We start from the raw sequence: 26113 nt of genomic DNA, 5'->3' as shown, positions 1-26113 counted from the left end.
CGTACCACACCTCGGTACGGGAGGGCCCGTCTGCTTATCCTGTCGCTCATGCTGACCCTCACCCAGGCCCTGTACGACCGGATCGTCGAGCACGCCCGCCAGGACCACCCCGACGAGGCGTGCGGTGTCGTGGCCGGCCCGGCGGGCACCGACCGCCCGGAGCGCTTCATCCCGATGCTCAACGCGGCCCGCTCGCCCACGTTCTACGAGTTCGACTCGAAGGACCTGCTGAAGCTCTACCGCGAGCTGGACGACCGCGACGAGGAGCCGGTGATCGTCTACCACTCGCACACCGCGACCGAGGCCTACCCCTCGCGCACGGACATCACCTACGCGAACGAGCCCGGCGCGCACTACGTACTGGTCTCGACGGCCGACAAGGACGGCCTCGGGGAGTTCCAGTTCCGCTCGTACCGGATCGTCGACGGTGTGATCACGGAGGAGGAAGTGCAGGTCGTCGAGTCCTACTGACCAGTATGTGAGCAGTCGGCGTCCATGATGCGGGATCACACTCCAAACCGGGGAGCGGGAATCGTTAACATGACCGCATGGTTTCCCACGACGTGAGCATCGAGACGCCCGGCAGGCTGCTGCTCGTGGCGCGGCTGCACGTCGACCTGTGCCGCCTCGCCAGCGCCATCTGTCCTGCCGTCTGAGCACCAGAGCCCTTTTGCGCGGGGGGCCGACGAACCGCGCGCTTCACGTTGTCACGCCCTCCCTCACGATCCTTCACGACTGGAGCCAGCCATGGCCATCGAGGTCCGCATCCCCACCATCCTCCGCACCTACACCGACGGCGAGAAGGCCGTGTCCGGTGAGGGCGCGAACCTGGACGAGCTGTTCACCGACCTGGAGACCCGTCACAAGGGCATCCGCGAGCGCATCGTCGACGAGTCGAAGGGCGGCGAGCTGCGCCGCTTCGTGAACGTCTACCTCAACGACGAGGACGTCCGCTTCCTCGCCGGCATCACCACCGAACTCAAGGACGGCGACAGCGTCACCATCCTCCCGGCCGTCGCCGGCGGATCGAAGTAATGCGCTACGACTCCCCGCTGGCCGCGGTCGGCAACACGCCGCTCGTCCGGCTGCCCCGGCTGTCGCCCTCGGACGACGTCCGCATCTGGGCGAAGCTGGAGGACCGCAACCCGACCGGCTCGATCAAGGACCGCCCCGCGCTCCACATGGTCGAGCAGGCGGAGAAGGCCGGCCGGCTGTACCCCGGCTGCACCATCCTGGAGCCCACCTCGGGCAACACCGGCATCTCCCTGGCGATGGCGGCCAAGCTCAAGGGCTACCGCATCGTCTGCGTGATGCCGGAGAACACCTCGCAGGAGCGCCGGGACCTTCTCGCCATGTGGGGAGCCGAGATCATCTCGTCGCCGGCCGCCGGCGGCTCGAACACCGCGGTGCGGGTGGCCAAGGAACTGGCGGCGGAGCACCCCGACTGGGTGATGCTCTACCAGTACGGCAACCCGGACAACGCGGGCGCGCACTACGCGACGACGGGCCCCGAGATCCTCGCGGACCTGCCCTCGATCACCCACTTCGTGGCGGGCCTGGGCACGACCGGCACCCTGATGGGCGTCGGCCGCTACCTGCGCGAGAACGTCGAGGGAATCAAGATCGTCGCGGCCGAGCCGCGCTACGACGACCTGGTGTACGGCCTGCGCAACCTGGACGAGGGCTTCGTCCCGGAGCTCTACGACGCGTCGGTCCTCACCACCCGCTTCTCGGTGGGCTCGGCGGACGCGGTCACCCGGACCCGGGAACTCCTCCAGCAGGAGGGCATCTTCGCGGGCGTCTCCACCGGGGCCGCCCTGCACGCGGCGATCGGCGTCGGCCGCAAGGCGGTGGCCGCGGGCGAATCGGCGGACATCGTCTTCGTCGTGGCCGACGGCGGCTGGAAGTACCTGTCGACGGGCGTCTACACCGCCGCGACGACGGAAGAGGCGATCGAGGTCCTCCAGGGCCAGCTCTGGGCGTAGCGGACCCCTGCGGGGATTGCCCGGCGGGCACGCTCCGGCGCCGCCGCCGGGGCCGGCCCGGCGGGGCTGGAACACCGGGGCCCCGCCCCGCGCCCTGCGCCCCGCGCCTCAAACGCCGGCCCAATTCCAGCCCCGCCGGCGTTTGACGCGCGGGGTGCGGGGCAGCGCCCCGATCTTGACCCCCGCCGGCCACAACCCAGCCCCGCCGGCGTTTGAGGCGTGGGGGTCCCCCCGGACGGAGTCTGGGGGAGGGTCCGGGGCGGAGCCCCAGGTCTTCGAGCCCCGCCGGCGCTTGAGGCGCGGGTCCGGGCGGAGCCCGGTTCAGGGAAGAGGCCCCCGCAGCGGCGCAGCCTAGTCGCGCAGCAGCTCCGCGAGCACCGCGGCGTGGCTCGCCCCCGGATCCTTGACCGCGGTCAGCAGAGTGACCGGCCCCGCCACGGCCAACGCCCGCAGCCGGTCCAGCTCCGCCACCACCTCCGGCGCGCCCAGCTCCGCCTCGTACCGCCGCCGGAACTCCCCGGCGGAACCACCTCCGTGGAACCACTTCCGCAGCTCCGTCGACGGGGCAACGGCCCGCGGCCACTCGTCCACCCCCGCCGCCTCCTTCGAAAGCCCCCGCGGCCACAGCCGGTCCACGAGCACGCGGACCCCGTCCGCTTCCGGCTCAGGCGGGTCGTACACACGCCGCAAACGGATCACCGGCCACCTCCGAGCCCCTTGACCTCGTCCCACACCGCCGGATCCAGCACCCCCACCCGGCCGCGCAACTCCCACAGCGACACCTCAGCCGGCCGGTCCGCCTCCAGGAAACTCGCCCGGCCCTGCGCCCCCACCGTTCCCGGCGGCAGCGGGATCACCCCGGCGCGCCGGTCGTCGTACTTCCCGGTGATCCACGCGACCCGCGCCCGGTGGCCCCGTATCTGCGCCACCGCCAGGACCAGGCAGAGGCGCCCGTCCACCAGCGACCACAGCTCACCCGGCCGCGGCCGGGGCGGCGGACCGGCGCCGTGCGCGGCCGGGGCCCGGCGGGGAAGTCCCAGCCGCTTCCCGGCGACCAGCACCACCAGCGCCACGGCCACGACCGCGGCCACCGCGGGCCACCAGGACGTGTCCATGTTTCGACCGTAGCCGTACGGGAACGCCCCGGCATGGCAACGTGTGGCAACGCCCGTGCCCGCCGTCGCTCCCACGGGTGACAGGGCAGGTGATTCCCCCCACAACGGCCCGCGGTGGAGGAGCGACCGGCCGTTTCGCGCCTTACGCTCGACGCACGCACGGCCCGCATTCCGTCCACGGACCGTCCACGGAGGTTCACGCTCCATGAAGCTCACCGTCGTCGGCTGTTCGGGGTCGTTCCCGTCCGCGGAATCGGCCTGTTCGAGCTACCTCGTCGAGGCCGACGGCTTCCGGCTGCTCCTCGACATGGGCAACGGCGCCCTCGGCGAGCTGCAGCGCCACATCGGGCTCTACGACCTTGACGCGATCTTCCTCAGCCATCTGCACGCCGACCACTGCATCGACATGTGCGCGTACTTCGTCGCCCGCTTCTACCGGCACGAGGGCGGCCGCTGCGGCACGATCCCCGTCTTCGGCCCCGAGGGCACCGAGAAGCGCCTGACCACCGCCTACGACGACGTGCCCGACGAGCGCTCCATGAGCGAGGTCTTCGACTTCCGCACGCTGAAGTCCGGCAGCTTCGAGATCGGCCCCTTCCAGGTCCGCACCGAGCGGGTCAGCCACCCCGTCGAGGCGTACGGCATCCGCGTCGAGCACGGCGGCCGCTCGCTCACGTACTCCGGGGACACCGGAACCTGCCCCGAGCTGGCCATGCTCGCCGAGGGCACCGACCTGTTCCTCTGCGAGGCCTCCTTCACCCACGGCAAGGAGGACATCCCCGATCTGCACCTCAACGGGCGCGAGGCCGGGGAGTACGCGCGCGGCGGCGGGGTCGGCCGCCTCGTCCTCACCCACATCCCGCCGTGGACGGACGCGCGGCAGAACCTCGCCGACGCCCGCGCGGTCTACGACGGCCCGGTCGACCTGGCCTACTCGGGCGCCGTCTACGAGGTCTGAGGTACGAGGAAGCCCCCGCCCTCCCTTCCGGGAGAGCGGGGGCTTCGTCGTACCGGAGGCGGCGAGGCCTACTTGGCCTCGGCCTTCGCCAGCTCGGCGAGCTCCTCGTCGGACTCGCGGCCCGGGGTGGGGAGGTTCCACTTGGTGATCGCGAAGCGGAAGACGAAGTAGTAGACCACCGCGAAGCAGAGGCCGACGCCGGCCAGGCCCAGCGGGTTGTCGGCGATGCCCAGGTTCAGCAGGTAGTCGACCAGGCCGGCCGAGAACCCGAAGCCGTCGCGCATGCCCAGGGCCCAGGTCAGCGCCATGGAGATACCGGTGAGGACCGCGTGGATCGCGTAGAGCACCGGGGCGATGAACATGAAGGTGAACTCGATCGGCTCGGTCACACCGGTGACGAAGGAGGTGAGCGCGAGGGAGAACATCATGCCGCCGACGACCTTGCGGCGCTCGGGGCGGGCGCAGTGGACGATCGCGAGGCAGGCCGCCGGGAGGGCGAACATCATGATCGGGAAGAAGCCGGTCATGAACTGTCCGGCGGTCGGGTCACCGGCGAGGAAGCGGCCGATGTCACCGTGGACGGCGCCGTTGGGGCCATCGAAGGAACCGGTCTGGAACCACGGGAAGGAGTTCAGCAGGTGGTGCATGCCGATCGGGATGAGCGCGCGGTTGGCGACACCGAAGATGCCCGCGCCGACCGAGCCGGAGCCGACCAGCCACTCACCGAGGTTGTGCAGACCCGCACCGAGGACCGGCCAGATGAGACCGAAGACGATGCCGGTGACCAGGCCCGCCAGGGCGGAGAGGATCGGGACGAGGCGGCGGCCGCCGAAGAAGCCCGCCCAGTCCGGCAGCTTGGTCCGGTAGAACTTCTGGTAGAGCAGGGCCGTGATGATGCCCATCACGACACCGCCGAGCACACCGGCGTTGACCGGGGCGTCGACGTTGACGATCTTGCCGCCGACCACCTTGGCGACCTTGGGCAGGTTGCTGTCGGTGAAGGTGGCGAGCACCTTCTGGAAGACCAGGTAGCCGGTGACGGCCGCGAGGGCGGTCGAGCCGTCCGACTTCTTGGCGAAGCCGATCGCGATACCGACGGCGAACAGCAGCGCCATGTTGTCGAGGATCGCGCCACCACCGGCGGCCATGTATCCGGCGATCTTGAGGACGAACGTCGGGAAGACGTCCTTGTCGCCGAGCATGTCGTCCGCGCCCAGGCGGAGCAGGAGCGCGCCGGCGGGCAGCACCGCAACGGGGAGCATGAGGCTCCGGCCGATGCGCTGCATGACGGCCATCACGCCGGCGCCCTTCTTCTTTTCCGCCGCGGGGGCGGCAGCCGTGGTCACAACTTCCTCCAGTGGGCAAGGCGCCGCCAAGGGGTGAGCCGGGGGACGGCGACGTCTCGTAAAAGGGGGGAACGCGAGCGCAGACAGGCCCACGTGGTCTACACCATTTGATGGTGTAGACCAGTTGTAACACGGTGAGGGTTAGATAAGGAACCTTCGATTTCCTGTGGTCTACACCACAGGAGGTCCGGACATGGCCGAAGCCCCCGGATCCGAGGATCCGAGGGCCATGCGAGGCGGGCCGAAGGTCCGGTGGGCCGCCGGACGGTGCCTACGCCTTGACGTTCTCCTTCTGCATCTCCTCGATCTCCTCGTCCGACTCCCGGCCCGGGGTGGCCAGGTCGAACTTGGTGATCGCGAAGCGGAAGACAGCGTAATAGACCACCGCGAAACACAGGCCGATCGGAATGATCAGCCACGGCTTGGTCGCCAGGGTCCAGTTGATGACGTAGTCGATCAGACCGGCCGAGAAGCTGAAGCCGTCGTGGACGCCCAGCGCCCACGTCACTGCCATCGAGACGCCCGTCAGCAACGCGTGGATCACGTACAGCAGGGGCGCCACGAAGAGGAACGAGTACTCCAGCGGCTCCGTGATGCCGGTGACGAACGAGGTCAGGGCGACCGACAGCATCAGGCCGCCGACCTCCTTGCGCCGCCGCGGCTTCGCGCAATGGGTGATCGCCAGCCCCGCCGCCGGGAGAGCGAACATCATGATCGGGAAGAAGCCGGTGAGGAACTGCCCGGCCTCCGGGTCCCCGCTGAGGAACATGGTGATGTCGCCGTGGACCACCTGGCCGTCCGGCTTGGTGAAACTGCCGAACTGGAACCACACCGGCACGTTCAGGAACTGGTGCAGGCCGATCACCAGCAGCGCGCGGTTCGCGACGCCGAAGATCCCGGCGCCCCAGGAGCCCAGGCCCACCAGCCAGTCGGAGAAGCTCTCCAGCCCGTCACCGATCGGCGGCCAGATCCACAGGCAGATGACGGCGAAGCCGATCGCGACGAAGGTCATGATGATCGGGACGAGCCGGCGGCCGTTGAAGAAACCGAGCCAGTCGACCAGCTTCACCCGGTGGAAGCGCTGCCAGAACCAGGCGGCCAGCAGGCCCATGATGATGCCGCCGAACACCCCCGGGTTCTGGAAGGTGTACTCGGCGAGGGTGAAGTCCTCCCCCAGGCAGCCGCCCCCGACGTCCCTGGTCCCCGCGGGGCAGGCCGTGGGGAACGCACGCAGGACGCTGCGGTAGACGAGGAAGCCGACCACCGCCGCCAGTGCCGTCGAACCGTCGGCCTTCTTGGCCATGCCGATCGCGACACCGACGCAGAAGAGGAGCGGCAGGCCGAGGTCGGCATTGAGCAGGGCGCCGCCCGCGGCGTTCATGACCCGGGCGACGTCCGTCCAGCCGAGGCCGTCCACACCGAAGACGTCGGGCTGGCCCAGGCGGTTCAGGATGCCCGCCGCGGGCAGTACGGCGATCGGCAGCTGAAGGCTCCGCCCCATCTTCTGCAGCCCCTGGAACATGCCGTTCCACCACTTCTGCTGGGGCACTGCTGCGGCGCTGCTCGCGCTGCTCGCGCTCATCGGCGTCCTCCCTGACCGGCCCGTTTTTGGCAGTTGCGGCGCGTGCGGCACACTGGTGTAGACCAGTTGTGGGCAGGCTGCTGCTGATCGTCATCATTCGGTAGACGGCAGTCACGTGCTCGCATAGATGGGCCAACCGTGGGTTACCGTGACAAAGCGGATCACACAGGTGGGTATCCGGATACCTGGCCGCCGAGACTCGTTCTTCGTAACACTCAGGGAGAAACACATGGCCACCAAGGCTGAGAAGATCGTCGCCGGGCTCGGCGGTATCGACAACATCGACGAGGTCGAAGGCTGCATCACCCGCCTGCGCACCGAGGTCCACAACCCGGACCTCGTCGACGAGGCCGCCCTGAAGGCCGCCGGCGCCCACGGCGTCGTCAAGATGGGCACCGCGATCCAGGTCGTCATCGGCACCGACGCCGACCCGATCGCCGGCGAGATCGAAGACATGATGTGAGCTGAGCCCCTCCAGGCTCGCCCGTCGTACGCCAAGACCCCGTAAGACCCCGCAAGACTCCGCAAGACCCCGTAAGACCCCGTTCCGGATACACCTGGACGGGGTCTTCGCGTTCCCCCGCAGGGACTAGGCTCGGAGCCATGTCTCGCATCGACGGCCGTACGCCCGAACAGCTCCGCCCGGTCACCATCGAACGCGGATGGAGCAAGCACGCCGAGGGCTCCGTCCTCATCTCCTTCGGAGACACCAAGGTCTTCTGCACCGCCTCCTTCACCGAAGGCGTCCCGCGCTGGCGCAAGGGCAGCGGCGAAGGCTGGGTCACCTCCGAGTACTCGATGCTGCCCCGCTCCACCAACACCCGCGGCGACCGCGAGTCCGTACGCGGCAAGATCGGCGGCCGCACCCACGAGATCTCCCGCCTCATCGGACGCTCGCTGCGCGCCGTCATCGACTACAAGGCCCTCGGCGAGAACACCATCGTCCTGGACTGCGACGTCCTCCAGGCCGACGGCGGCACCCGCACCGCCGCGATCACCGGCGCCTACGTCGCCCTCGCCGACGCCGTCGCCTGGGGCCAGCAGAAGAAGCTCATCAAGGCCGGCCGCAAGCCGCTCACCGGCACCGTCGCCGCCGTCAGCGTCGGCATCGTCGACGGCGTCCCGCTCCTCGACCTCTGCTACGAGGAGGACGTGCGCGCCGAGACGGACATGAACGTGGTCTGCACCGGCGACGGCCGCTTCGTCGAGGTCCAGGGCACCGCCGAGGGCGAGCCCTTCGACCGCAAGGAACTCAACGCCCTCCTGGACCTCGCCGCCGGCGGCTGCGCGGACCTGGAAGCCATCCAGCTGGGCGCGCTGGAACTGTAAGCGGCAACCGCGGCGCGCGGATTCGCGTCCGTCCTGGTACGGGCGCACGGTGTCAAAGCCGTGCGCCCGTCCACGTATCCGATTCCCTGGGGGACCCGAAGATGAAGACGACGAAGCCGAAGCACCGCATCGCCGCCATAGTCGTGGCGGCCGCTCTGACCCTCCCCGCCCTCACGGCCTGCGACGCGATCTCCACCGCCATGGACTGCGCGAACACGGCCGTGGCCATCACCGACGGCGCGAACGACCTCCAGCAGGCGGTCTCCCAGGCGGGCAACAGCCCCCAGGACGCCCAGAACGCGCTCGACCAGATCGAGACGAACCTCAAGAAGATCGGCGACCAGACGGACAACGCCGACCTGGGCAAGGCCATCGACTCGATGAACACGGCGGTCAAGAACGTCCGCACCGCCATCCAGAACGGCGACGCCACCCCGGACATCCAGCCGGTCGCGGACGCGGCGAGCGAGATCTCCAAGGTCTGCACCCCGGGCTGACGCGGCCGGCGGCCGGGAAATAATGGGGGCCATGACCTCCACGCCCAGCCGCCTCATCCTCGCGACCCGCAACGCGGGCAAGATCGCCGAACTCCACGCCATCCTGTCCGACGCCGGCCTGCCGCACGAGCTGGTCGGCGCGGACGCGTACCCCGAGATCCCGGACGTCAAGGAAACCGGCGTCACCTTCGCCGAGAACGCCCTCCTCAAGGCCCACGCCCTGGCCCGGGCCACCGGCCTCCCGGCGGTCGCCGACGACTCCGGCCTGTGCGTGGACGTCCTGAACGGCGCCCCCGGCATCTTCTCGGCCCGCTGGGCCGGCGCCCACGGCGACGACGAGGCCAACCTCCGCCTCCTGCTGGCGCAGCTCGGCGACATCGACGACGAGCACCGCGGCGCCCACTTCTTCTGCGCGGCGGCCCTGGCCCTCCCGGACGGCACCGAACGCGTCGTCGAGGGCCGCCTCCTGGGCACCCTCCGCCACACCCCGTCGGGCACGGGCGGCTTCGGCTACGACCCGATCCTCCAGCCACTGGGCGAGTCCCGCACCTGCGCGGAACTCACCCCGGCGGAAAAGAACGCCATCTCCCACCGAGGCCAGGCCTTCCGCGCCCTGGTCCCGGTGGTCAGGGAACTCCTGGGCTGACGCTGGTACGCCGAGTGCCCCGTACGCGATTGCTGCGTACGGGGCACTCGGCGTTGACGTGCGGTTGGGGGGACTCGAACCCCCACGGGTTTTACCCCACTTGGATCTAAACCAAGCGTGACTGCCTATTCCACCACAACCGCGACATAAAGCCCAATTCGGACATTGAGCCTGACTGGGCTGCTACCAGTCTACGGGGGAGTCACGGAGGGCGGCAGGTTTGGGGCGGCGATTGCGGCACCACGTGTCCGTCAGGGAGTGACAGTTGGGGCACAGGTAGCGGAGGTTCTCGCGGCGATTGTCGAGCCAGTCGCCACTGATGTGGTCGATCTGGAGCGTGATCGGCTGTCCCAGCCATTCTCCCGGATTCCCGCAGGCTCCGCAGATGTACGGGATGCCGATCTCCCGTAGTGCCCGGTGAAGGCGGGAGCGGTTGGTACGGGGTGATCCCTCGGGAAGCCTGACGAGCGTGTCCGCCGCGACGCTCCTGGTCGACGCCGCCCGAGTGGTCGCCCACGCGCGGCGCTGGAAATGGCTGACATCGAGTCCGAGTTGAGCGACCCGACGCCGGACGCGGCGGTGATTCACGTCATTGACGGCGAGGTCGAGGGCGCGCATGAGGTCTGCGTAGCTCGACGCCGCCGGGACGGCCGTGCGCAGGGCTTCCTCGGGGATGATCAACCGGAAGTTCCGGAAGTGCGTGGTGTCGATGCCGTGCTCCTTCAACATCCTCCCGAGCGCGGCGCGGGACCGACTGTCGTCCGGCACGCCCAGAGCCCGAGCCGCGCTGCGGATGCTTGTGGCGGAGGCCGCCGCAATGGCGAGTTCCTCGGTGGTGAACGGTAGGTCGACGCGCCCCCGCTCCATGCCGGGGAAGTGGCTGATGTCGATGCCGGCCGCCGCTATCCGGCGGCCGATGTGCGACAGGGTGCCGGTGGCTGGAGGGGCGCCGAGCTTGACGGCCACCTCGCGCAATGTGGTTGATGAAGCCGCTGCGGCAGCTATGGCCTCGTCCGGGTACTTGCGCCACGGACTGCGCTTCGCGAAGTGACTGCTGTCGATTCCGTGATGGGCAACCTTCTCCTGCAGTACGCGGCGTTGCCCACCGCTCTCTCTGAGGCCGAGTCGCCGCATCAGGTCGGCCCAACCCCTTGATTCGGCGACCGCAGTGGTCAGTGTTCCGCGGTCATACGGATCGGCCATGCTCCGTTTCTCCATTTCCCGGCCGCGCGTGCGGGCCTCGTACGGAGTAACGGGCCGATAGTCGGACGGTTACGGTCGATTTCGTCCGATAAACGGAGCGGCCCGCACCGGTTGGGTGCGGGCCGCTCCGTTCGGAAAGGGTCGGGTCAGATGCCCAGGTCTTTGATGATCTTGGCTACGTGGCCCGTGGCCTTGACGTTGTAGAAGGCGTGCTCGACCTTGCCCTCCTCGTCCACGACCACCGTCGAGCGGATGACCCCCGTCACCGTCTTGCCGTAGAGCTTCTTCTCGCCGTACGCGCCGTACGCGGTCAGGGTCTCCTTCTCCGGGTCGCTGACCAGGGTGACCTTCAGGTGCTCCTTGTCGCGGAACTTCGCGAGCTTCTCCGGCTTGTCCGGGGAGACGCCGATGACGTCGTAGCCGGCCGTCGCCAGTACGTCCAGGTTGTCCGTGAAATCGCAGGCCTGCTTGGTGCAGCCCGGCGTCATCGCGGTCGGGTAGAAGTAGACGATCACCTTGCGGCCCTTGTGGCCGGCCAGCGAGACCTCGTTGCCGTCCGCGTCGGGCAGGGTGAAGGCGGGGGCGGTGTCGCCCGGCTGAAGTCGCTCGCTCATGTCGGCAGTCTCCTCAAGAGGGGATCGGTATGGCACGAGACTAAGCTGCTGACAGACTGTTCATGGCGGACTACGCCCCCACAGACGAAACGACGACGGAGGCAGCGCGGTGCCGGAAGCCAGGACCCCCGCACAGATCGAGGCGGACATCGTCCGCCGCCGCGAGCAGCTCGCCGAGACGCTCGACGAGATCGCCGTGCGCGTGCACCCGAAGACGATCATCGGGGACGCGAAGGCCAGGGTCGCCTCGACGGTCGACCACACCCTCGGGCGGGCGTTCGTCGCGGTGAACCGCCTCGTGACGGACGTGAAGGGCGCCCTGCGCCACGAGGACGGGGCCCCGCGCATCGAGCGGATCGTGCCCGTCGCGCTGGTCGCGGCGGGTGTGGTGGGGGTACTGGCGCTCTCGGTGCGGCGCAAGCGCTGATGACCCTGCGGAGCGCGGCGCGGACGCGGGCGGGTAGGTTCGGAGGGTGAGCGAGAACACCACCCACGACAAGCTGCCCATCCGCATGCTTCACGACCGCGTGCTCGTGAAGTCCGACCTGCCGGAGGGCGAGCGCCGCTCCGGCGGCGGCATCCTCATCCCGGCGACGGCCGCGGTGGGCAAGCGGCTGGCCTGGGCGGAAGTGGTCGCGGTCGGGCAGAACGTACGGAGCGTCGAGCCCGGCGACCGGGTGCTGTACGACCCGGAGGACCGGGCCGAGGTGGAGGTGCGGGGTGCGACGTACGTGCTCATGCGCGAGCGGGACCTGCACGCCGTGGCCGCCGAGCGGCTGGAGGGGGCGAAGGACTCCACCGGCCTGTACCTCTGACCCTTCGAAACTGACCTGTAGCACGTGAAAGGGGCTGGTGGCCGAGGTCACCGGCCCCTTTCGCCTTCCTTTGCTACGGTTGAGGGGAACCCGACGAGACGCGCCGTACCGGGTACGACAAGACGACGCACCCCGTATCGCTCGATGTCTCGGAGGTGCCGTCATGGCCTGGGTTCTGCTGCTTGTCGCCGGTCTGCTCGAAGTCGGCTGGTCGATCGGCATGAAGTTCACCGAGGGCTTCACCCGGCTGTGGCCCAGTGTGTTCACGGGCGCCGGGATCGTCGCCAGCATGGTGCTGCTCTCCTACGCCGCCAAGTCCCTGCCCATCGGTACGGCGTACGGGGTGTGGGTGGGCATCGGCGCCGCCGGGGCGGCCGTGCTCGGTATGGCGGTGCTGGGTGAGCCCGTCACCGCCGCCCGGATCTTCTTCATCTCCCTGCTGCTGGTCGCCGTGGTGGGGCTGAAGGCGACCTCCGGTCACTGACCGCGGGTCTCCGGGTCCGCGGGTCTCCGGGTCCCCGGGTCGCCGGGTCCCCGGCCCGGGTCATTCCAGGAACGCCGATGGCGGGCGCGCGCCTTCGGTCGCGCCGCCGCCGTCCGTGCCCCGCCCGCCCGTCGCACCCGTCGTGCCCGTCGTTCCCGTGGTGGTGCCTCCCTGCTCGCCCTGGGTGGTGCCGCCGTTGGTCTGCCCGCCCTGGGTCTGCCCGCCCTGCGTCCGGCCGCCGTTGTCCTGCCCGCCGTTGTCCTGACCTCCCTGGGTCTGGCCTCCCTGGTTCTGCCCGCCGTTGTCCCGGCCCCCGTTGTCCCGGCCCCCGTTGTCCTGCCCGCCCGTCGGCGGAGTGGGCCGGACCGGCCGGGTCGGTCGTACCCAAGGGGGCGGTGTGCCGTCGCCCGGCGTCTCCTCGGGCCGATCCGTCTGGGCGGGCGGCAGGGGCGGCGGCTCCCCCGCGCCCGGCTGGAGTTCCAGGTCGAAGTCGACGGGGTCGCTGCCCTCCAGTGCCGTCTTCGTGTACGCGGCCCAGATCCGGGCCGGGTAGCCGCCACCGCCGATACGGGGCTCCCCGAGGGCGTTGTACAGCGACTCCAGGGCGCCGGTGTCCGGGTCCTGACCCATCATCGAGACCACCGTGACCAGGTCCGGGGTGTACGCGGCGAACCAGGCCGAGCGGTCCAGTTCGCCGGTCCCGGTCTTGCCCGCGGCCGGGTGGCCGGCGGCGAGCGCCGCCGTGCCGGTGCCGTTGTCGACGACGCTGACCAGCATGGACGTGGTGGTGTCGGCGGCCTCGCGGCTGACGGCCTGGGTGGGCGTGCGCTCGGGCAGGCCGATCGTGTCGTCGCCCTTGGTGATCTTCTCCAGGAAGGTGTACGGGGTGCGGCGGCCGTGGTCCGCGAGGGTCGCGTACGCCTGGGTCATGTCCAGGACGCTGGCCTGCAGGGTGCCGAGCGCCATGGCGGGGACGGGCGGGAAGTTCGGGGTGTCCTCGGGGATGCCGAGGGCGATGGCCGTGTCCTTGACCTTCGCGGTGCCGACGTCGACCGCCATCTGCGCGTAGACGGCGTTGACGGAGAGGTCGGTGGCGGTGTTGACGGTGATGTTCCCGTACGAGACCTGGCCCTCGTTCTCGGGGGCGAAGCGGATCCGGCCGCCGACGACCGGGCGCTTGTTGTCGCCGTTGTAGATGGTGTTCGGCGTGATCCGGCGGCCGTCCTGGGTGCGGGTGTCGTTCTCCACGGCGGCCGCGAAGACGAACGGCTTGAAGGTGGAGGCGACCTGGTAGTCGTGCCGGGTCGCGTTGTTCACGTACTGCTTGGTGTAGTCGATGCCGCCGTACATGGCGACGACCTTGCCGGTGGCCGGGTCGATGGAGACCCCGCCGGCCCGCACCACCCGGTCCGCCTTGCGCTTCTCCGGGTCGAGTTTGGCGACCATCTGCTCGTCGACGGCTTCGACGAAGGCGTTCTGGCGGCGTCTGTCGATGGTGGTGGTGATGCGGTAGCCGCCTTCGGCGAGGGTTTTGTCGTCGAGGATCTTGCGGTCGACGATGTAGTCCTTGATGGCCTCCACCAGGTACCCGCGCTGCCCGGACAGTCCGGCGGCGGCGCGGACCTTGCCCGGCTCGGGGAACTGTGTCGTCGCGCGTTCGGCGGCGGGCAGCCAGTTCTTCTTGACCATGCCGTCGAGTACGTAGTTCCAGCGGGCGAGGGCGCGGGGGCGGCTCTGGGGGTGCGAGACGACGTCGAAGGCGCTGGGAGAGTTGAGGAGGGTGGCGAGGTACGCGCCCTCGGCGGTGGTGAGGTTGGCGACGTCCTTGCCGTAGTAGGCCTGGGCGGCGGCCTGGATGCCGTAGGCATTGCGGCCGAAGTAACTGGTGTTCAGATACCCCTCCAGGATGTAGTTCTTCGACTTCTCGCGACCGAGTTTGATCGCGATGAAGAACTCCTTGACCTTCCGGTTGATCGTCTGTTCCTGGCCCAGGTAGTAGTTCTTGACGTACTGCTGCGTGATGGTCGAACCGGACTGGGTGCCCTTGCCGGTCGCGGTGTTCCAGGCGGCGCGGACCATCGCCTTGGGGTCCACCGCCCGTTCGGAGTAGAAGTCCCGGTCCTCGGCGGCCAGTACGGCCTCCTGGACGGTCCGGGGGATCTGGGAGAGCGGGACGTTGACGCGGTTGACCTCGCCGTCGCGGGCGAGCTGGGACCCGTCGGAGTAGAGGTAGACGTTGGACTGCGCGGTCGCGGCGGAGTTGGCCGGCGGGATGTCCACCAACAGGTAGCCGGCGACGAGGGCACCGCCGAGCAGCAGGGCGAGGAGCAGGACGCCGCCCAGCACCATGCGCCAGGTGGGGAGGGCGCGGCGCCAGCCGGTCCGTTTCCGGCGGGCCTTCGTGCCGGGCTGCGGTGCCGTGCCGGGCTGCGGTGCCGTGCCGGGCTTCTGCGGCTGTGTCGGGGGTCCCTCGGGCGGTGTGTCCGGGTCGCGAGGGGTCCAGCCCGGGGGTCGTGACTGGTCGCTCATCTCCAGGACTCCTCGACGCCGTGCGAAATATCCACTTCTGTACCTCATGGTGTCTACCCGATGACCGGTGATTACGCGCCGGACGGGGGTAAATCGGTCGCGTGGCTCGCCCCTCCGCACTAAGCTCGCGCGCTTTGGCCGACGTAGGAACGACGTGGGAAACGGAGGGATACGGTGCGTCAGAGAGTGCGTGAGAGTGCGGGTGAGAGAGCGCGCGGGGCAGCGCGTGGGACGGCGCTCGGGACGGCGCGTCGGAGAGTGCGGCTCTATCTGGCTGTCGCGGCAGGCGGGTTCCGGCGCTACGCCACCTACGGGACGGCGACGGCGGCCGGTGTGTTCACCAACACCGTGTTCGGTTTCATCGTCGCGTACACGTACATCGCGCTGTGGGACGAGCGGCCCGGACTCGGCGGCTACGACCAGGCGCAGGCCCTGACTTTCGTATGGGTGAGCCAGTCGCTGCTCGCCGCCGGGGCGCTGATCGGGGGCGGTTTCCAGGAAGAGCTCCAGGAGCGTGTCCGTACGGGGGACATCGCCGTCGACCTGTACCGGCCGGCGGACCTGCAGATGTGGTGGCTCGCGGCCGACCTGGGGCGGGCCGCCTTCCAGTTGGTGGGGCGGGGGGTGGTCCCGCTGGCGGTCGGGGCGCTGGCGTTCCGGCTGGCGCTGCCCGCAGATCCGCTGCGCTGGCTGCTGTTCCTGGTCTCCGTCCTGCTCGCGCTGACGGTGAGTTTCGCGGTGCGCTACCTGCTGGGGCTGGCGGCGTTCTGGCTGATGGACGGGTCCGGGATCAACATGATGGCGACCGTCGTCACGATCTTCTTCTCCGGGATGCTGCTGCCGCTGACCGTTTTCCCGGGCGGTTTCGGCGAGTTCGTGCAGGCGCTGCCGTGGGCGGCGATGCTCCAGGTCCCGATGGACGTGCTGCTGGGCAGGCACGCGGGGTCCGGGAGCGCGGCGGGGGCGTTGGGGTTCCAGGCCGGGTGGGCGTGCGTACTGCTGGGCGCGGGGCGGCTGTTGCAGTCGGCCGCGACGCGGAAGGTGGTGGTCCAGGGTGGCTGAGGCGGTGCTGGAGCGGGAGTTCGCGGCCGTGGTGGTGGCCCGGCGCGGCCGGGTGCGCGAGGGGCTGCGCGGCTACGGGCTGATCGTGGCGATGTGGATCCGCGCGACGATGACGTACCGGACGTCCTTCGTCCTGTCGCTCGTCGGCAACGCGGCGATCACTCTCCTCGACTTCGTCGCGATCTCCATCATGTTCTCGCACGTGGATGTCCTCGGCGGCTTCACGCTGCCCGAGATCGCCCTGCTCTACGGGTCCTGCTCGGCCTCCCTGGGCCTGGCGGACCTGCTGCTGGGCAACACCGACCGGATCGGGGTCCGGATCCGCGACGGCTCGCTCGACACCATGCTGGTGCGCCCCGTTCCGGTGCTGGCGCAGGTCGCGGCGGACCGGTTCGCGCTGCGCCGGCTGGGGCGCGTCGGGCAGGGGACTGGGGTGCTGGCCTGGGCGGTCTGGGCGTTGGGTCCGCAGGTGGAGTGGACTCCCGGCAAGGTGCTGCTGGTGCCCGTGATGGTGCTGGCCGGCGCGGCGATCTTCGGGGCGGTGATGGTGGCCGGGGCGGCGTTCCAGTTCATCGCCGGGGACGCGGCGGAGGTGCAGAACTCCTTCACGTACGGCGGCTGCACGATGCTGCAGTACCCGCCGACGGTCTTCGCGAAGGACCTGCTGCGCGGGGTGACCTTCGTCGTCCCGCTGGCCTTCGTCAACTGGCTGCCCGCGCTGCACGTGTTGGGGCGGCCCGATCCGCTGGGGCTGCCGGGGTGGGCGGCGTACCTGAGCCCGCTGGTGGCCTTCGCCGTGTTCCTGCCCGCGTCGCTGGCGTGGCGCGCGGGAGTCCGTTCGTACCGAAGCACGGGGAGCTAGCCGTGGCCGTGGTGGATGCGCTGATCTCGCTGGACGGGGTCGAGAAGGTCTTCGACGTACGGCGCCGGGTGGGGCTGATGCGCCGGGAGAAACGCCAGGTCAGGGCGGTGGACGGGATCAGCTTCGAGGTGGCGCGGGGCGAGGTGGTCGGCTACATCGGGCCCAACGGCGCCGGGAAGTCGACCACGATCAAGATGCTGACCGGGATCCTGACGCCGAGCGGCGGCCGGCTGCGGGTCGCGGGCATCGACCCGGCGCGGGAGCGGATGCGGCTCGCGCACCGGATCGGGGTGGTGTTCGGGCAGCGCACCACGCTGTGGTGGGACCTGCCGCTGAAGGACTCGTACGGGCTGATGCGGCGGATGTACCGGATCCCGCGGGCGCGGTTCGAGGAGAACATGGAGCGCTGCGTGGACCGGCTGGACCTGGCCGAGCTGCTCGACGTACCGGTGCGGCAGCTGTCGCTGGGGCAGCGGATGCGCGGGGACATCGCGGCGGCGCTGCTGCACGATCCGGACGTGCTGTACCTGGACGAGCCGACGATCGGGCTGGACGTGGTGAGCAAGGCGAAGGTACGGGGCTTCCTGCGGCAGCTGAACGCGGAGCTCGGCACGACGGTGCTGTTGACCACGCACGACCTCCAGGACATCGAGCAGCTGTGCGAGCGGGTGATGGTGATCGACCACGGGCGGCTGATGTACGACGGGTCGCTCGGCGGTCTGCATGCGGCCGGGTCGGTGGGCGAGAGCGAGCGGACCCTGGTGGTCGACCTGGAGCGGGAGCTCGCGCCGATCGAGCTGGCGGGCGCGCGGGTGGTGAGGGTGGAGGGGCCGCGGCAGTGGCTGGCGTTCCCGGCGGGGGCTTCGGCGGCGCCGCTGGTGGCGGAGGTGGCGGCGCGGTACCCGCTGGTGGACCTGTCGGTGCGGGAACCGGACATCGAGGACGTGATCGCGCGGATGTACGCGGGGCGGGGGTGAGGGCGGGCTCGGGGCGGTTCAGGGGGCGGGATAAATCAGGGGCAACCCGGAGTCGGACAGGGGTTCAAGCCGTACAACTCCCCGTGTTCCCTGCATAGTCTGGTCCGCATGAGTGACGAGCGGCCGGAGAAGCCGTTGCCGGAGTTGAGGGCGTCGGATGCCGACCGGGACCGGGTGGTGGAGCGTCTGCGGGACGCCGTCGCCGAGGGCCGGCTCGACATGGAGGAATTCGAGGAGCGGCTGGAGGCTGCGTACAAGTCCCGGACGTACGCGGAACTGGAGCCGCTGACGCGGGACCTGCCCGTGGCGGGGGGCGCGGCGCCGCTGCCGGCGCCCGTGCCGTCCGGTTCGTCCTGGCCGGGGCGGATCGGCGGGTCGGCGACGTCAGCGACGGCGGTGGCGGTCATGTCGGGTTTCCAGCGCAAGGGCTCGTGGACGGTGCCCGCCCGCTTCGACGCGGTGGCGTTCTGGGGCGGCGGGGAGCTGGACCTGCGCGAGGCGAACTTCGCGCAGCGCGAGGTGGTGATCAACTGCGTCGCGATCATGGGCGGCATCCAGATCACCGTGCCGCCGGGCGTGGAGGTCGACGTACGGGGCATCGGCGTCATGGGCGCCTTCGACCAGCGCCTCGGCAGCGGCCCGACGGAGCCGGGCGCCCCCCGCGTGACCGTGACGGGCTTCGCCTTCTGGGGCGGCGTGGAGATCAAGGTCAAACCGCCGAAGTCGCCGAAGCTGCGCAAGCAGCTGTAGCGGGATGGCTGGTGGGCCTCGCCTGCCGTTGAGCGGGCGGAGTGCGGCTCGGTCGAGGGGCGGCTGGGGGGCCTGGGGGCCTGGGGGCCCGGGGGTCCGGGGGTCCGGGGGCCTGCGGGGCCTGCGGGGCCTGCACCGAGCGTGGCTCGACCCTGGGGTGGCTGGGGGCCTGGACCGAGCGCGGCTCGACCCCGGGTGGCTGGGACCGGGTACGACTCGGCCTGTGGCCGGGGGATCCGGGGCCCTGCGGCGGCTCGGCCTCATCCAGCCTGCGGCCGTACCGCCCACGTCCCCCCGTACCGTCTCCGTCCCCTGGTCCGGGAGACGGCGCGCGGTGGCGGGCGCGGCTCGGCTTGTCGGCCTGCGGCCGTACCGCCTCCGTCCCCCGTACCACCCCCGCCCCCGCCCCCGTCCCTGGGCCCGGGGGCCGGCGCGCGGTGGCGGGCGCGGCTCGGCCTGTCGGCCTGTCGGCCGTGCTGCCTGGCTACGGGGTCGCGGGGCTGGGTTTCCGGTCCCGCCGGGCTATGCCGGCCCGCGGCCCGGGCGCCGCAGGCCATGGCCCACCGGGCCGGGACCGCCCGGGCTCCGGCGCGGGAGCGGGAGCGGTGCCGGCCGCCAGGTCGGCGAGGGTGCGGCGGCGGGAGCCGTACCCCCTCGCGGGAGGCGAAACGGCGTGCCGGGAACTCCTCGCGCCTCCCAGTAGTCGGATGCTATGCAGACAAAACCGGCGCCCCCGGGGGAAGGCAGGAGCTCGTGGACAACCGCACCACAGTCGGAGGTGCCGCCCCACCGCCACGGCCACCGCACGCGGCAGCGGCAACCGCACCGACCCCGACCCCGCCCACCCGCGGAGCGTTCGTGTTCAGCGCCGCCGACGAGGAGCGCCGCCGCGGCGTCCGCCGGATGAAGACCACCGCCACCGGCCTCCTGATCCTGGTCGCGCTGATCTACGTACTGGCCAAGTGGGCGCAGCACGCCGGCGCCGCCGGCTGGGCCGGCTACGTCGCGGCGGCCGCCGAAGCCGGAATGGTCGGCGCGCTCGCGGACTGGTTCGCCGTCACCGCCCTCTTCAAGCGGCCGCTCGGCCTGCCCATCCCGCACACCGCGATCATCCCGACCAAGAAGGACCAGCTCGGCGTCACCCTCGGGGAGTTCGTCGGCGAGAACTTCCTCTCCGCCGACGTGGTCAAGGCCCGCCTCCACGCCCTCGGCATCGGCGGCCGCCTCGGCGCCTGGCTGGCCGAGCCCGCGCACGCCGACCGGGTCACCGCGGAGCTGGCCACCGCCCTGCGCGGAGCCCTGACCGTACTGCGCGATTCCGATGTGCAGGCCGTCGTGGGCGAGGCCATCACCCGGCGCGCCGAGACGGCCGAGATCGCGCCCGGCATCGGCAAGACCCTGGAGCGGGTCGTCGCGGAAGGCGGCCACCACCGTGCCGTCGACCTCGTGTGCGCCAAGGCCCACGACTGGCTCGTCACGCACGGGGAGTCGGTGATGGACGCGGTCCAGGGCGGAGCGCCCGGCTGGACCCCGCGGTTCGTGGACCGCAAGGTCGGCGACCGTGTGTACAAGGAGCTGCTGCGCTTCGTCACGGAGATGCGGGACATGCCGCAGCACCCGGCGCGCGGCGCGGTGGACCGCTTCCTGACGGACTTCGCGGCCGACCTCCAGTCGGACACGGAGACCCGGGCTCGGGTCGAACGGCTCAAGTCCGAGCTGCTGGCGCGCGGCGAGGTCCAGGACGTGATCGCCTCCGCCTGGACCGCGATCCGCTCGATGATCATCTCGGCGGCGGAGGACGAGCGCAGCGAGCTGCGCCTGCGGGTCCGGTCCTCGCTGATGTCCCTGGGGGCGCGGCTGGCCTCGGACGGCCGCCTCCAGGCCAAGGTGGAGGGCTGGATCGAGGGCGCGGTGGTGTACGTCGTCACCAACTACCGGACCGAGATCACCTCGCTGATCACGGACACGGTGGCGGGCTGGGACGCCGAGCACACATCCCGCAAGATCGAGGCCCACATCGGCCGGGACCTGCAGTTCATCCGCATCAACGGCACGGTGGTCGGCGCCCTGGCGGGCCTGCTGATCTACACGGTGTCCCGGGCCTTCGGGGCGTAGGGCCGGCTCGTCGGCCGGGCGCTCGGGGCGGGCGTCGGGCCGTAGCCCGTTCCGAACGCCCGGTCCGCCGCCCGTGCCGCCGATCAGCTGTGGTCGGCGACGGACCGAGCCGCGCCGCCCGGCGCCGTCGCTACCTCCGTGCCTCAGCCGCGGTCGGCGACGGCCCAGGACGCGGCGGCCACGACCCCCGCGGCCCCGAAGACGGCCGGCCATGCGCCGACCTTCTTGGCCAGCGGGTGCGAGCCCGCGAACCCGGCAAGGTACAGGGCTCCGAGCCCCGCCGCAGCGGGCGCGCCGCCCCGGCGGTGCCACTCCCGTCCGGCCGCGAGCCCGGCGGCGCCGAGGACGACACCGCCCAGGGGCCGCTTCTTGGTCCACCGGGCGACGGCGTATCCGCCGACCAGCCCGGCGGCCGCCACCACGGAACTCGGTACGCGCGCCATGTCGAACTCCTCGGGTCTGTCTTCTCGTCATGGGGAATGCCCTACGAGGCTAACGCGGACGCCCGGCCATCCGGTGGGCGCCCAGCACCCAGCCCAGCACGAGCACGGCTCCGCCGATCACGGCATCCGGCACCGCGTCCCGCAGCCCGCGCGGCAGCAACGCCACGACGCCCAGCACGAGAAGAAAGGCGAGCGCGCACCGGCCGGCCGCGCGAAGCAGTCTGTCCACGGGCTGATCAACGCGGCCGCCGGGTTTCCCGACACGGAGGGCGGGGAGGGGATTTGTCGCACACTCGCCGGATCCGTGCGATGTCCGCCCCAGGAACCCGAATCGCATAAATTCACTCTCCCCACCCAAAGGGGAAAATCCCGCCTACCTACCCACCCACTCGACTTCAGGAGCCAGGACATCGTGATCTGCTACGGACAGGCCGTCCTCGACCTCGCGGACGAACTGGTCGACGCCTACGCCGACGTCTTCTCGGGCCCACCCTGGAACGAGGACGAAGAAACCATTCGCCAGTTCGCCGCCCGCCTCCCGGTCGACGCCCGGCGCCGTGGATTCCGTACGGCCCTCGCCCAGTCCGCGACCGGCATCGACGGCTTCGCCACGGGCTGGATCACGCCGGCCGCCTTCCCCAAGAACCGCGCGTACGCCCAGGTCGCGGCGCAACTGGGCCCGGACCGCGTGAAGGAACTCCTCACCGGGGCCCTGGAGATAGACGAACTCGCCGTACGCCCGTACGCGCGCGGCCGCGGCACCGGCCGGGCCCTGCTCACCGAGATCACCGCCGACGCCCCGGACCGGCGCGCCTGGCTGCTGACCTCCCGCCTGGCCACCGACACCGTGGCCACGTACCGCCGCCTCGGCTGGCACGAGGTCGCGGCACGCCCCGGCACGGAGACGGGGGTGATCGTCTTCCTGTCCCCGGACCACCCGAACCGCTAGGGCCGGTAAGGCGGGCCAGGCCGGGCCCGCGCCCCCTGCCGCGACTACCGCCCCCAGAATTCGTCCGGGGAACCCGAGCGTCGGCGCCCCCACGTCGGTGCCCCCCATGTCGCCGTCGGTCACCGCCGCCCCGTCCCCAGCTGCTACTGCGACGTGCGCCCACCGCCTGGACCACCAGTGGCACCGGGCCGGGCCGATCCCCTCGGCGGCGCACCGCAAGCGCCCCTCACCTCCGAGCCCACGGAGGCCTCTCTCACCCGACGGCGCGACCCCCGGCCTCGTCGAGACCATCGAGGCTTTCCCTTGCCTTCGTCGGGGCCCCCACCTCCGCCTCGCGACCTTCCCCCCGGCCCCTGCCGGGGTGAGGAGACCCATGGCATGGCCGCAGACCCTCACTCAGCCAGCTGCCTTGACCGACCATCCCGACCCCGGCTAGCCCGGGCGGTCGGCCACCCCAGCCACCCTGGCCGTTCGGCCAGTCGGCCAGTCGGCCATCCCGGACATCCCGGTCATCCGGACACCCCAGCGATCCCGGCAGTCCGTCCGGCCAGACGGCCCCCTCGTTTCCAGGCAGTCGGCCACCCCGACCCGTCGGCCACCCCGGCCATCCGGTCGGCTAGCCCGGCCGTCCAGTCGGCCAGTCGGCCAGCCAGCCTGACCGCCCGACGGACGGAAGGAAGGGTGTGTCCGGTGGATCACGGCGGGGCATACCGGCCGCATGATCACAGTCCAGCAGACCCCCGCGCCCCGCCGCCAGCTCAACCTGGCCACGCGCCACCAGCTCACCGCCGCCGGCGTCCCCGGCGGCACGATCACCTCCCGGACCCGTACGGGTGGCCCCTGGCAGCGCTTACTGCCCCGGGTCTACCTCCTCCAGACCGGCCCCCCGGACCACCGCCAACGCGCCCTGGCCGCCGTCCTGTACGCCGCCGAGCCCACCGCCGACCCCTTGTCCGGCGACACGGCCGCCCTCACCGGCGCCGCCGCCCTCGCCCTCCTCGGCATCCGCGAGGCCCCGTACACCGCGTACGCCTCGTACACCCCGGATACCCCGGTCGACGTACTGATCCGCGCCCCGCGTCGGCTCACCGGCACCCCGGAGGTCCGTCCGCTCCCCACCTCGCGCTGGCCGCGCACGATCACGATCTCCGGCATCCCCAGCACCCGCCCGGTCCGCGCGGCGGCCGACTTCGCGGCCCGCACCCAGGACCCCGACCGCATCCGCTCGACTCTCGCCCACGTAGTCCAGGCCGGCTGGTGCCACCCGCACGACCTGCACGCCGAACTCCGCGCCGCCCGCCTCCTCACCCGCCCCACGATCCGCGCCGCCGCAGCCGAACTCCTCGCCGGAGTCCGCTCGATCGCCGAGGCGCAGGCCCGCGACACCCTCAACGAGACGGACCTCCCGACCCCGCTGTGGAACGCCCGCCTCTACACTCCGGACGGCACCTTCCTGGCCAGCCCGGACGCCTACTGGCCCGACGAGGGCGTCGCCCTGGAAATCGACTCGGCGGAGTACCACTACACCCGCGACGCCTGGCACGCCACCCTCCGCCGCCGCCTCCGCCTGGAGTCCCACGGCATCCTGGTGGTCAGCGCCACCCCGTCGATGATCCGCGACACCCCCACGGAGGTCATCTCAGCCCTCCGCACCCTCCTCACCCTCACCACCCCCCGCCCCACCCCACCCACAGCCCAGGCCCGCGGCCACCAACAGCTCCCACTGCCGCTGTAGTTGATGCTAAAAAATGACCGACCTTGATCGAGGATGGCTATGCTGCTGCGATGACGGTTGAGCGAGTTGTAGGTCATATCGACGGAATCGAAATCGGTTCTGTGCTTCGACGGCGCAGAGATGTCTTCGATGCGCGCCTCCATGGCGATCTGCAGCGGGGGATCTCTAAGCTCAAGGATGTGGACGGCGCCTTCGTTTCTGATGCGATCGTCCTCAATGGCGGATATCTCGACGATGACGATTCCTGGCATGAGATTCTCTACACGGGTGCCTCTCCCGATGCAGATCGCGATCCGCAGACCAAGCGGCTGAAGGTAAGCCAGAGCTGGGATTATGCAGACAACGCCGCGTTGAAGCTCAGCTACGACCGTGGGCATCCGATTCGGATCCTTCGTGGGCACAAGGGTGACGATCGTTATTCGCCGAGTGACGGCTATCGCTACGACGGCCTGTACCGCATCGCTCAAGCGCGCACGGGCACTTCCGGCACGCCGGGACTGGCTGGCGAGCCGATCTCCATTTGCCAGTTCATACTCGAACGACTTCCGGAATCTGATCAGGAACTCACGACGGTGGAACGTACCGTTGCTGAACTTCCCGGATTCAGTGAGGCGGAGAAGTTTCCGCAGACGCGGACCATGCAGGTCCAGCGCATGATCCGCGATACGGCTGCTGCCCGCCGAATCAAGGACCTGTACGGCGGGCAGTGCCAGGCCTGTGGCATACAGCTGGTGGGCGCCAATTCCCGGCCGTATTGCGAGGGGGCTCACCTCAAGCCGCTGGCTGCACCCCACATGGGGCCGGATGTTGAGCGCAACATCCTGTGCCTCTGCCCCAACTGCCATGCGCGATTGGACATCGGGGCCATCTCCATCGGCGAGGACTGGAGTGTGATCGAGCGTGTTCCTCATTCTGAGTCGCGCACGACCCTGCCGCGGCTCCTCATGAAGAAGGAGCACGGCCTTCACCAGGCCTACGCCGCTTATCAGCGCGACTGGTGGGACTCGTTCGAGCGAGACCGGGCAGCAAAATAGCCCGGTTCCGCCCCGGCCCCGTGGCCCCTGGCTCCCTGTCCCCACGTCGGCTACCTAGTCCGCGCCTCGCCGTGGCATTCCGCGTACGGCTTGCCCGAGGTGCACCAGCAGGGGGACGTGGGGGTGGGGGGCCATGGGGTGGCTTTGCCGCGGGCTGCGAGGGTCGTGGCGTATTCGGCCAGGAGGGACGGGGAGGCCGGGGAGGTTTTCTCCGAGGCTGCGAAGGCCTCGTACGACGGGACGCTGCCCGTGACGATGCCGAGGTTCGTCGTGCCCGAGGCGGCGAGGGCGCGGAGGGAGGATTCCACCTGCGTCAGGTGGGCCTCCTGTGAGGGGTACTCCGCGGCGAGGGTCGGGTAGCTGGTCAGGAGCTCGGAGAGTTCGCGCTGGGGCCAGTGGAGGATCGCCACCGGGAAGGGGCGGGAGAGGGCGGCGCGGCGGTCGCCCAGTTCGGCGCGCAGGCGGGCGATCTCGGCGCGGAGTTCGGCCGGGTCGTCCGAGCCCAGGGCCCAGATGCGCTTGGGGTCGTGGAGTTCGTCGAGGGGGATCGGGCCGATGTGGCGGGTGTCGGCGACCATGTCCCAGTCGTCGTGGGGGAGGGCGAGGAGGCGGCGGACCCGGTGGCGGCCCGTCAGGAGGGCGGTCGTGGCGGGGGTCAGCGGAGCGTCCTCCGTGATGAGGAGGCTCGCCGCCTCGGTGAAGCAGTCGTGCGAGGCTTCCAACTCGTCGTGGGTTTCCAGGGCTTCCGCGATGACTTCCCAGGGCGCCGGGTCCTTCGGCGCGGCGGCGCGGATGCCGTTGATGAGGGCGCGGGCCTCGGCCTCGTGGCCGTACTCCCAGAGGTTCGCCGCCTGCAAGGCCTTGATCAGGTGCGGGTCGGCGGGGGAGGCGGAGAGGAGTTGGTCGTACAGGGCGCTCGCCCGATCGCGTGCGTCGGCCAACTCGAGGTGGGCCGCGGCCTGGAGGAGCAACGGCTCCTGGTCCTCGGGGTAGCGGGTCGCCGTGCGGATGAGGCGCTCGGCTTCGGCGATGTGCTCGGCAGGCGTGTCGGGGCGCATGGTTTGCAGCGTACTGCCGCTGGTC

At 70.7% G+C, this 26113-nt stretch carries 30 protein-coding genes, 1 tRNA gene and 1 riboswitch; of the genes, 20 read left to right on the top strand and 11 right to left on the bottom strand.

Annotated elements, in window-relative coordinates:
* The first annotated feature begins 48 nt into the window (after positions 1–48).
* The 4 genes from ACGFYQ_RS26355 (at position 49) to ACGFYQ_RS26340 (ending at position 1985) form a co-directional block, all read left to right on the top strand.
* Positions 49–471 carry a Mov34/MPN/PAD-1 family protein gene (locus ACGFYQ_RS26355; RefSeq protein ID WP_393747898.1) on the top strand — a complete coding sequence of 141 codons (423 nt, stop codon included), beginning with the start codon at positions 49–51 and terminating at the stop codon, positions 469–471.
* A gap of 77 nt (positions 472–548) precedes the next feature.
* Positions 549–656, top strand: a complete 108-nt coding sequence (locus ACGFYQ_RS26350; protein WP_312847437.1) for a putative leader peptide — start codon at positions 549–551, stop codon at positions 654–656.
* 91 nt (positions 657–747) lie between these two features.
* A complete protein-coding gene (locus ACGFYQ_RS26345; RefSeq protein ID WP_376680119.1) occupies positions 748–1035 on the top strand; it encodes a MoaD/ThiS family protein in 288 nt (95 codons plus the stop codon).
* On the top strand, positions 1035–1985 hold the full coding sequence (locus tag ACGFYQ_RS26340) for a PLP-dependent cysteine synthase family protein (protein ID WP_393747895.1): 951 nt from the start codon (positions 1035–1037) through the stop codon (positions 1983–1985). Before ACGFYQ_RS26345 ends, ACGFYQ_RS26340 begins: the two co-directional genes overlap by 1 nt.
* Positions 1986–2336: 351 nt before the next feature.
* Here the strand turns inward: ACGFYQ_RS26340 and ACGFYQ_RS26335 are convergent, their stop codons facing one another.
* Both ACGFYQ_RS26335 and ACGFYQ_RS26330 read right to left on the bottom strand, forming a co-directional pair.
* Positions 2337–2684 carry a DUF488 domain-containing protein gene (locus tag ACGFYQ_RS26335; protein WP_393747893.1) on the bottom strand — a complete coding sequence of 116 codons (348 nt, stop codon included), beginning with the start codon at positions 2682–2684 and terminating at the stop codon, positions 2337–2339.
* On the bottom strand, positions 2681–3100 hold the full coding sequence (locus ACGFYQ_RS26330; protein WP_393747891.1) for a hypothetical protein: 420 nt from the start codon (positions 3098–3100) through the stop codon (positions 2681–2683). The genes ACGFYQ_RS26335 and ACGFYQ_RS26330 overlap by 4 nt, the downstream gene beginning before the upstream one ends.
* Before the next feature lie 205 nt (positions 3101–3305).
* Between ACGFYQ_RS26330 and ACGFYQ_RS26325 the strand changes: the two genes are divergently transcribed.
* Complete coding sequence (locus tag ACGFYQ_RS26325; protein WP_393747889.1) at positions 3306–4058, top strand: MBL fold metallo-hydrolase; 753 nt, start codon at positions 3306–3308, stop codon at positions 4056–4058.
* Between the two features lie 68 nt (positions 4059–4126).
* On the opposite strand, the gene ACGFYQ_RS26320 is transcribed toward ACGFYQ_RS26325, so the two are convergent.
* On the bottom strand, positions 4127–5353 hold the full coding sequence (locus tag ACGFYQ_RS26320) for a PTS transporter subunit EIIC (RefSeq protein WP_393748102.1): 1227 nt from the start codon (positions 5351–5353) through the stop codon (positions 4127–4129).
* Between the two features lie 322 nt (positions 5354–5675).
* Positions 5676–6986, bottom strand: a complete 1311-nt coding sequence (locus tag ACGFYQ_RS26315; RefSeq protein ID WP_393747887.1) for a PTS transporter subunit EIIC — start codon at positions 6984–6986, stop codon at positions 5676–5678.
* A gap of 127 nt (positions 6987–7113) precedes the next feature.
* Here ACGFYQ_RS26315 and ACGFYQ_RS26310 point away from each other — a divergent pair, with 127 nt between their 5' ends.
* The 4 genes from ACGFYQ_RS26310 (at position 7114) to rdgB (ending at position 9458) form a co-directional block, all read left to right on the top strand.
* Entirely contained in the window at positions 7114–7449 is a 336-nt protein-coding gene (locus tag ACGFYQ_RS26310; RefSeq protein ID WP_362392053.1) for a PTS glucose/sucrose transporter subunit IIB, read from the top strand.
* Between the two features lie 140 nt (positions 7450–7589).
* Positions 7590–8315 carry a ribonuclease PH gene (gene rph, locus ACGFYQ_RS26305; RefSeq protein ID WP_030717976.1) on the top strand — a complete coding sequence of 242 codons (726 nt, stop codon included), beginning with the start codon at positions 7590–7592 and terminating at the stop codon, positions 8313–8315.
* 101 nt (positions 8316–8416) lie between these two features.
* Positions 8417–8812 carry a hypothetical protein gene (locus ACGFYQ_RS26300; protein WP_393747884.1) on the top strand — a complete coding sequence of 132 codons (396 nt, stop codon included), beginning with the start codon at positions 8417–8419 and terminating at the stop codon, positions 8810–8812.
* A gap of 31 nt (positions 8813–8843) precedes the next feature.
* Positions 8844–9458, top strand: coding sequence for an RdgB/HAM1 family non-canonical purine NTP pyrophosphatase (gene rdgB, locus ACGFYQ_RS26295; RefSeq protein WP_393747882.1), 615 nt, complete (start codon positions 8844–8846; stop codon positions 9456–9458).
* Between the two features lie 59 nt (positions 9459–9517).
* Here the strand turns inward: rdgB and ACGFYQ_RS26290 are convergent.
* The 3 genes from ACGFYQ_RS26290 to bcp form a co-directional block, all read right to left on the bottom strand.
* Positions 9518–9601: transfer RNA gene (locus tag ACGFYQ_RS26290), tRNA-Leu, on the bottom strand.
* Between the two features lie 40 nt (positions 9602–9641).
* On the bottom strand, positions 9642–10661 hold the full coding sequence (locus tag ACGFYQ_RS26285; protein ID WP_393747880.1) for an HNH endonuclease signature motif containing protein: 1020 nt from the start codon (positions 10659–10661) through the stop codon (positions 9642–9644).
* A gap of 146 nt (positions 10662–10807) precedes the next feature.
* Complete coding sequence (gene bcp, locus ACGFYQ_RS26280; protein WP_393747878.1) at positions 10808–11275, bottom strand: thioredoxin-dependent thiol peroxidase; 468 nt, start codon at positions 11273–11275, stop codon at positions 10808–10810.
* A gap of 109 nt (positions 11276–11384) precedes the next feature.
* Between bcp and ACGFYQ_RS26275 the strand changes: the two genes are divergently transcribed.
* The 3 genes from ACGFYQ_RS26275 to ACGFYQ_RS26265 all read left to right on the top strand — a co-directional run bounded on the left by ACGFYQ_RS26275 (position 11385) and on the right by ACGFYQ_RS26265 (position 12574).
* A complete protein-coding gene (locus ACGFYQ_RS26275; RefSeq protein ID WP_393747876.1) occupies positions 11385–11702 on the top strand; it encodes a DUF3618 domain-containing protein in 318 nt (105 codons plus the stop codon).
* Between the two features lie 46 nt (positions 11703–11748).
* On the top strand, positions 11749–12090 hold the full coding sequence (locus ACGFYQ_RS26270; protein ID WP_359942254.1) for a co-chaperone GroES: 342 nt from the start codon (positions 11749–11751) through the stop codon (positions 12088–12090).
* Positions 12091–12152: 62 nt separating this feature from the next.
* Positions 12153–12222, top strand: a riboswitch (guanidine-III (ykkC-III) riboswitch).
* Between the two features lie 31 nt (positions 12223–12253).
* Positions 12254–12574, top strand: coding sequence for a DMT family transporter (locus ACGFYQ_RS26265; RefSeq protein WP_393747874.1), 321 nt, complete (start codon positions 12254–12256; stop codon positions 12572–12574).
* 60 nt (positions 12575–12634) lie between these two features.
* Here ACGFYQ_RS26265 and ACGFYQ_RS26260 read toward each other — a convergent pair whose 3' ends face one another.
* Positions 12635–15103 carry a transglycosylase domain-containing protein gene (locus ACGFYQ_RS26260; protein WP_393747872.1) on the bottom strand — a complete coding sequence of 823 codons (2469 nt, stop codon included), beginning with the start codon at positions 15101–15103 and terminating at the stop codon, positions 12635–12637.
* Positions 15104–15361: 258 nt separating this feature from the next.
* On the opposite strand from ACGFYQ_RS26260, the gene ACGFYQ_RS26255 reads away from it, so the two are divergent.
* The 5 genes from ACGFYQ_RS26255 to ACGFYQ_RS26235 all read left to right on the top strand — a co-directional run bounded on the left by ACGFYQ_RS26255 (position 15362) and on the right by ACGFYQ_RS26235 (position 20869).
* Positions 15362–16165, top strand: a complete 804-nt coding sequence (locus tag ACGFYQ_RS26255; protein WP_393747870.1) for an ABC transporter permease — start codon at positions 15362–15364, stop codon at positions 16163–16165.
* A 91-nt stretch (positions 16166–16256) separates the two neighbouring features.
* Positions 16257–17027, top strand: coding sequence for an ABC transporter permease (locus ACGFYQ_RS26250; RefSeq protein ID WP_393748100.1), 771 nt, complete (start codon positions 16257–16259; stop codon positions 17025–17027).
* A gap of 2 nt (positions 17028–17029) precedes the next feature.
* Positions 17030–18004, top strand: coding sequence for an ATP-binding cassette domain-containing protein (locus tag ACGFYQ_RS26245; protein WP_393747868.1), 975 nt, complete (start codon positions 17030–17032; stop codon positions 18002–18004).
* A gap of 108 nt (positions 18005–18112) precedes the next feature.
* Positions 18113–18754 carry a DUF1707 domain-containing protein gene (locus tag ACGFYQ_RS26240; protein WP_393747866.1) on the top strand — a complete coding sequence of 214 codons (642 nt, stop codon included), beginning with the start codon at positions 18113–18115 and terminating at the stop codon, positions 18752–18754.
* Between the two features lie 858 nt (positions 18755–19612).
* Positions 19613–20869: a DUF445 domain-containing protein gene (locus tag ACGFYQ_RS26235; RefSeq protein ID WP_393747864.1), complete on the top strand. Its 1257-nt coding sequence runs from the start codon at positions 19613–19615 to the stop codon at positions 20867–20869.
* A gap of 143 nt (positions 20870–21012) precedes the next feature.
* Here ACGFYQ_RS26235 and ACGFYQ_RS26230 read toward each other — a convergent pair whose 3' ends face one another.
* Both ACGFYQ_RS26230 and ACGFYQ_RS26225 read right to left on the bottom strand, forming a co-directional pair.
* A complete protein-coding gene (locus ACGFYQ_RS26230) occupies positions 21013–21312 on the bottom strand; it encodes a hypothetical protein (RefSeq protein ID WP_393747862.1) in 300 nt (99 codons plus the stop codon).
* A 49-nt stretch (positions 21313–21361) separates the two neighbouring features.
* On the bottom strand, positions 21362–21541 hold the full coding sequence (locus ACGFYQ_RS26225; RefSeq protein ID WP_393747860.1) for a hypothetical protein: 180 nt from the start codon (positions 21539–21541) through the stop codon (positions 21362–21364).
* A 183-nt stretch (positions 21542–21724) separates the two neighbouring features.
* Here ACGFYQ_RS26225 and ACGFYQ_RS26220 point away from each other — a divergent pair, with 183 nt between their 5' ends.
* From ACGFYQ_RS26220 to ACGFYQ_RS26210, 3 genes are all read left to right on the top strand, one after another.
* Positions 21725–22261 carry a GNAT family N-acetyltransferase gene (locus tag ACGFYQ_RS26220; RefSeq protein WP_393747858.1) on the top strand — a complete coding sequence of 179 codons (537 nt, stop codon included), beginning with the start codon at positions 21725–21727 and terminating at the stop codon, positions 22259–22261.
* A gap of 718 nt (positions 22262–22979) precedes the next feature.
* The gene (locus ACGFYQ_RS26215) at positions 22980–23996 is read left to right on the top strand and encodes a hypothetical protein (RefSeq protein ID WP_393747856.1); all 1017 of its coding nucleotides are present in this window, start codon (positions 22980–22982) and stop codon (positions 23994–23996) included.
* A 23-nt stretch (positions 23997–24019) separates the two neighbouring features.
* Entirely contained in the window at positions 24020–25030 is a 1011-nt protein-coding gene (locus ACGFYQ_RS26210; protein WP_393747854.1) for a YDG/SRA domain-containing protein, read from the top strand.
* A gap of 50 nt (positions 25031–25080) precedes the next feature.
* Here the strand turns inward: ACGFYQ_RS26210 and ACGFYQ_RS26205 are convergent, their stop codons facing one another.
* The gene (locus ACGFYQ_RS26205; protein ID WP_393747852.1) at positions 25081–26088 is read right to left on the bottom strand and encodes an SEC-C metal-binding domain-containing protein; all 1008 of its coding nucleotides are present in this window, start codon (positions 26086–26088) and stop codon (positions 25081–25083) included.
* Positions 26089–26113: the final 25 nt, after the last annotated feature.

Origin of the sequence: Streptomyces sp. NPDC048258, assembly GCF_043201995.1 — a bacterium.
Classification (GTDB): domain Bacteria; phylum Actinomycetota; class Actinomycetes; order Streptomycetales; family Streptomycetaceae; genus Streptomyces.
The sequence above is the reverse complement of the archived record's forward strand: the minus strand, read 5'-3'. Positions and strand labels throughout refer to the sequence as shown.

Coding starts and splice junctions, on each gene's coding strand:
- ACGFYQ_RS26355 (WP_393747898.1), top strand. CDS start 49: ATGCTGACCCTCACCCAGGCCCTGTACGACCGGATCGTCGAGCACGCC.
- ACGFYQ_RS26350 (WP_312847437.1), top strand. CDS start 549: ATGGTTTCCCACGACGTGAGCATCGAGACGCCCGGCAGGCTGCTGCTC.
- ACGFYQ_RS26345 (WP_376680119.1), top strand. CDS start 748: ATGGCCATCGAGGTCCGCATCCCCACCATCCTCCGCACCTACACCGAC.
- ACGFYQ_RS26340 (WP_393747895.1), top strand. CDS start 1,035: ATGCGCTACGACTCCCCGCTGGCCGCGGTCGGCAACACGCCGCTCGTC.
- ACGFYQ_RS26330 (WP_393747891.1), bottom strand. CDS start 3,100: ATGGACACGTCCTGGTGGCCCGCGGTGGCCGCGGTCGTGGCCGTGGCG.
- ACGFYQ_RS26325 (WP_393747889.1), top strand. CDS start 3,306: ATGAAGCTCACCGTCGTCGGCTGTTCGGGGTCGTTCCCGTCCGCGGAA.
- ACGFYQ_RS26320 (WP_393748102.1), bottom strand. CDS start 5,353: ATGGCCGTCATGCAGCGCATCGGCCGGAGCCTCATGCTCCCCGTTGCG.
- ACGFYQ_RS26315 (WP_393747887.1), bottom strand. CDS start 6,986: ATGAGCGCGAGCAGCGCGAGCAGCGCCGCAGCAGTGCCCCAGCAGAAG.
- ACGFYQ_RS26310 (WP_362392053.1), top strand. CDS start 7,114: ATGGGCCAACCGTGGGTTACCGTGACAAAGCGGATCACACAGGTGGGT.
- rph (WP_030717976.1), top strand. CDS start 7,590: ATGTCTCGCATCGACGGCCGTACGCCCGAACAGCTCCGCCCGGTCACC.
- ACGFYQ_RS26300 (WP_393747884.1), top strand. CDS start 8,417: ATGAAGACGACGAAGCCGAAGCACCGCATCGCCGCCATAGTCGTGGCG.
- rdgB (WP_393747882.1), top strand. CDS start 8,844: ATGACCTCCACGCCCAGCCGCCTCATCCTCGCGACCCGCAACGCGGGC.
- ACGFYQ_RS26285 (WP_393747880.1), bottom strand. CDS start 10,661: ATGGCCGATCCGTATGACCGCGGAACACTGACCACTGCGGTCGCCGAA.
- bcp (WP_393747878.1), bottom strand. CDS start 11,275: ATGAGCGAGCGACTTCAGCCGGGCGACACCGCCCCCGCCTTCACCCTG.
- ACGFYQ_RS26265 (WP_393747874.1), top strand. CDS start 12,254: ATGGCCTGGGTTCTGCTGCTTGTCGCCGGTCTGCTCGAAGTCGGCTGG.
- ACGFYQ_RS26260 (WP_393747872.1), bottom strand. CDS start 15,103: ATGAGCGACCAGTCACGACCCCCGGGCTGGACCCCTCGCGACCCGGAC.
- ACGFYQ_RS26250 (WP_393748100.1), top strand. CDS start 16,257: ATGTGGATCCGCGCGACGATGACGTACCGGACGTCCTTCGTCCTGTCG.
- ACGFYQ_RS26240 (WP_393747866.1), top strand. CDS start 18,113: ATGAGTGACGAGCGGCCGGAGAAGCCGTTGCCGGAGTTGAGGGCGTCG.
- ACGFYQ_RS26230 (WP_393747862.1), bottom strand. CDS start 21,312: ATGGCGCGCGTACCGAGTTCCGTGGTGGCGGCCGCCGGGCTGGTCGGC.
- ACGFYQ_RS26215 (WP_393747856.1), top strand. CDS start 22,980: ATGATCACAGTCCAGCAGACCCCCGCGCCCCGCCGCCAGCTCAACCTG.
- ACGFYQ_RS26205 (WP_393747852.1), bottom strand. CDS start 26,088: ATGCGCCCCGACACGCCTGCCGAGCACATCGCCGAAGCCGAGCGCCTC.